This window comes from Pseudomonas sp. MWU12-2319 (assembly GCF_023242525.1).
Classification (GTDB): domain Bacteria; phylum Pseudomonadota; class Gammaproteobacteria; order Pseudomonadales; family Pseudomonadaceae; genus Aquipseudomonas; species Aquipseudomonas gingeri_D.
In genome coordinates this window covers 1-3,908 of sequence record NZ_JALJES010000043.1, presented here as the reverse complement: position 1 = coordinate 3,908, position 3,908 = coordinate 1, and the positions used below count along the sequence as shown (strand labels likewise).

5 protein-coding genes are annotated in these 3,908 nt (G+C 55.3%); 4 read left to right on the top strand and 1 reads right to left on the bottom strand.

What is annotated here, in order from left to right:
* The first annotated feature begins 466 nt into the window (after positions 1-466).
* Both M5C01_RS32620 and M5C01_RS32615 read left to right on the top strand, forming a co-directional pair.
* Entirely contained in the window at positions 467-1,357 is an 891-nt protein-coding gene (locus M5C01_RS32620) for a hypothetical protein (protein WP_152742304.1), read from the top strand.
* Between the two features lie 146 nt (positions 1,358-1,503).
* Complete coding sequence (locus tag M5C01_RS32615; protein ID WP_152742303.1) at positions 1,504-2,472, top strand: DUF3298 domain-containing protein; 969 nt, start codon at positions 1,504-1,506, stop codon at positions 2,470-2,472.
* A 135-nt stretch (positions 2,473-2,607) separates the two neighbouring features.
* On the opposite strand, the gene M5C01_RS32610 is transcribed toward M5C01_RS32615, so the two are convergent.
* Positions 2,608-2,928 (bottom strand): hypothetical protein, encoded by a 321-nt coding sequence (locus tag M5C01_RS32610; RefSeq protein WP_248764469.1) that lies wholly within the window; start codon positions 2,926-2,928, stop codon positions 2,608-2,610.
* Here M5C01_RS32610 and M5C01_RS32605 point away from each other — a divergent pair.
* A complete protein-coding gene (locus tag M5C01_RS32605) occupies positions 2,809-3,093 on the top strand; it encodes a type II toxin-antitoxin system ParD family antitoxin (protein WP_248764468.1) in 285 nt (94 codons plus the stop codon). The genes M5C01_RS32610 and M5C01_RS32605 overlap by 120 nt on opposite strands.
* Positions 3,056-3,424 carry a type II toxin-antitoxin system RelE/ParE family toxin gene (locus M5C01_RS32600; RefSeq protein WP_152742302.1) on the top strand — a complete coding sequence of 123 codons (369 nt, stop codon included), beginning with the start codon at positions 3,056-3,058 and terminating at the stop codon, positions 3,422-3,424. The genes M5C01_RS32605 and M5C01_RS32600 overlap by 38 nt, the downstream gene beginning before the upstream one ends.
* The last annotated feature ends 484 nt before the right edge of the window (positions 3,425-3,908 follow it).

Genomic DNA, 3,908 nt, shown 5'->3' with positions numbered 1-3,908 from the left:
CGAGCTGGCACAGCTGAAGATGGACTCAGTACTGGATGGGCAAGCGGTCAGCACCGGCGGCTGACCACGTTCTACGGAGAGCGGAAAGCCTGGCTTTCCGCTCATTCGGGTCTGAAGTTCAACAGCCGTGTCAGCCCCCCTCAGTCGATTGCCTGCGCCCTGCTCGGACCGCCCCCATGCAGTGTGCGACGCAGTTGAACCACCACAGGCTGAATCAAGATAATGATCGCTGCCGCCGCATAAAGGGCTGCCGTTGCGCACCTGTGATGCCTGTTCGCTGACCGGCTGTCAACTTGCTGAATGGATTGCTGAATGCTCAAGCAAGCGGTCTGAGAAACTTCACTTGGACCGAGGATGATGTCAAGGTAATAGCCTAGTGCCTTGATCCATTCGGCCAGAGCCACGTGCTTCACCGCTTGGTCAATTTCAAATGGACTTGCTGTGTTAGACATTCAGGGAAAATGTGATGCTTATGCGCTGGTGTGCCCCGTGGCTGTTGTATCTTGCTGTGAGCCAGGTTTGGGCTGTGGAAGCCGAACCCCAGAAGCTGATCACTTCAACTGTCGGCGATACGAGCGTCCAAGTGTCCGTGCTGAAGGCGAAGTCTCAGTCGGATGACGACAAAAAAATCGTGACCTTGACGCGAGAAGGTTCACAGCCGATCACGCTCAGAAACTTCGACTTCGACGTGCTCTATACAGACCCCGACCCCACCCATGCGCCGAACATGATCGTGGTGGGCCGCAGTGGTGGCGCTAATTGTTGCCATACGTTGCACATCATCAGTTTTGCTCCATCACTGCATAAACAAGATATCGAGGCTTACAACTCGGATCAGTTCGATATGCAGGAGGTTGCTCATGGCGGACCGGTATTGGGTTTCTTCGATTTCAGTTTCGCGTTTTGGTACCACTCATTCGCAGGCAGCCCTGCACCGCCAGTCTCGCTCAGTTGGGATGCCGTACAGGGACGCTATGTACTGAACGTCGCTGGCATGCGCAAACCGGCGCCATCGGATGTCGAGCTGGAAGAAGATACGCAGGCGCTCCTGCTGGAAGAGGTCGGTACCAACGATCTGTGGCCACCCGCCCTGCTATGGCGTGACATGCTGACGTACATCTATTCAGGCAACAGTGCGTCGGCCCGAACCTTGATGGATACAGCATGGCAACCGAAATGGGGTGAAAAACAGCTGTTTTTTACCTGCTTTAGCCAGAAGCTGCACGCAGGCTGGCTCTGGAACTACATGGACATCGGTCACTTAATGAAGGCCGACGGCGACTTTCCCAAACCGATAAGTGTACCGGAGAGCTGTACACAGTCAGCGCCGGAGCGGACCCCGACGAGCCATATATAACAAAGTCCTCGCCGGTCGTAAGTCGTATACCATTTCCGTTTTTTGGCAAGGATGTGCCATGCCCCTCCGAGACTGAACACCTAGCAAGCAGTTTATTGATCTGTATTCGTAGCGCTCGGTTTTCCCAGAGCTCAAGGAGTGTTGAAATGATTAAGCGTGCTCTGGTTATAGCGTGTCTGATACCAACGATTGCGTCTGCCGCGAGTTTCGATTGCGACAACGCCCATTCACCTTTGGAAAAAGCCGTGTGCGCCGATCCGGCGCTATCAACGTTGGATAGCTCAATCGCAACGTCGTATAACGCCGCGTTGCAACGCCTGTCGTCGGACGGACAGACCATCCTGCGAGACGGGCAACGACAATGGTTGCAGTTCGTACGAGATCTCTGTTTCACGCCTCAGGATGCCTCCGAAGTCGGATTCTGCCTGACTAAGCGCTATACAGATCGCCTCAAAGACCTTTCTACCGCGGCGGTTACGATTGGGCCCTACCTGTTCAGCCGTAGCGACTACTTTTCCGCGACCACTCTCGACAAAGCTGGCCGGCCGTACGAAATTCACGCCGGCGCACCACGAATCGATGCACCGTTGTCACCAGCGATTGCGTCATGGAATGACGCAATGGAAAAAAAACGGACGATGCGCGCGGTTGACTCGGATTGCGGCTCTAGACATGGCGACGAATACTCCAGCCTTGAAGTGAACTACGCTTCCGCGAAGGTAATCAGCGTCAAGGCGACAGACTGGGAATACTGCCATGGCACGCCGCATGGCCAAGGCGGAACGACCGGCCTCACGTACATCATCGAGCCGCGCCTCCATACTCTTGAAGCTGCGGATCTGTTCAACATGGACACCGCCTGGAAAGACTTTTTGACCAGCCGAAGCTACGAGGCCATCAAAAAGAAAGCTGACGGCACGTCAGTAGAACGCGATAGGGTCGAGCGCGCCGCCATCAACATCCGTGGCTGGACGCTTACACAAGACGGCTTGCTCATTACTATTGATCCATACACGGTGCTCGCCTACGCGTTTGGGACGACCGAGGTCATCATTCCGTGGAGCGACCTGAAGCCCTTTCTTGCGCCAAACGCGCCTATTCCGCCAATGACCTGAAAAAGCTTGTAGCAGTTGGGGTTTTGACAGCCACCTGGGGCGTTATTCATTGTGTCGGCGTGTACCGCTGACGCTGTCAGGCCCTGTCGACTTCTGTCGATGGAAGCATTCACTTCTCCCATCCTCCGTCCGTGGTCAGGCAGGGGCATTTACCGTTTTCCATTCATTCCCCCTGACAAATCTTGCAAGAGGCCTTCCTGCATGAACACCAGGCTTAAAATAGGCGTGAGCCAACGCAATGGCATGATCTGCCAATACCCGCAGCAGCGTTATTTGTTCCTGGAGCACAACATGGCTACGCGAAATGTCGTTCTCACTGATCATATGGACCAGATCATCAATGACCTGGTTGTCTCCAGCCGGTACCAGAACGCCAGCGAAGTCATGCACGAAGGGCTTCGCCTGCTGGAGCAGCGTGAGGCTGAAGAACTGACCAAGCTCGATGCGTTGCGTCATGCCACTTCATCAGGACTGATGGACCTGGAACGAGGTCATGTCATCGAGATTGGTGGCGACCAGTTGGGAGAGCTTCTGGCTGACATCGGCGAACGAGCGACCCTCCCCCCACCAAAAACCGCTGAGCATGGGGAAGTACCGTCTCTCTCATACGGCCCTCAGTGATATCGAGGATGTCCTCAGGTACTCCCAAGTACAGCTTGGCTCACATACCAGGATCGGGTGCCAGGCGCTCATACGTACAACCATCGAAGACCTTGCAGAAACGCCAAACAGAGTGGGTAGCAGCCCTCGAGATGAACTCTCAGAGGGACTGAGGAGCGTTCATCTGCCCCACGTACGCAAGCAGGCTGCAACGGCCACGGGCACCGTACAGAGACCGCGGCATGTCGTTTACTATCGATTGGCGGATGACCAGGTCATTGAGATCGTTCGGATACTGCATGACGCCATGGAAGTCAGGCAGCACCTTACGCTGGAATTGATAGGTAGTTAGCGGCGCACAGCCATGAAGTACCTACTCCCCTCCTATTCACTTTTGTACACCGGCGCGGGAAATGCTTTCCCGCCGGATCAAGTGTTCCTGCACGTTCCCCCCCTGCGCATATAAGCACCGTCCAGCAAAGGCTGACCACTCGAACAGCAACGTTCCTACACGTCCAGAGGAAGCAAATTTGTAGTCCTGGTCCCTGCTCTAGTCGCTACGCCATCGGCCTGAAAAAGCTTGTAGCAGTTGGGGTTTTGACAGCCCTCTGCAACGTTGTTCATTGTGTGGGGGCATACCGCTGACGTTGTCAGCACCATGTCCATGTAGCTTGGATCCGGGAAGCTACGATGCGCCATTGCGCATTGATCCACTCCCCAGGTCGCAACGCTTCCAGTAGCGCGACCGATCGACTGCTGTCGATGGAAGCTCTGCTGTTGCTTCACTGTTTCCCCCATACGGGCCTCGCCCGTATGGGCCAGGTCCTCCCTTAATC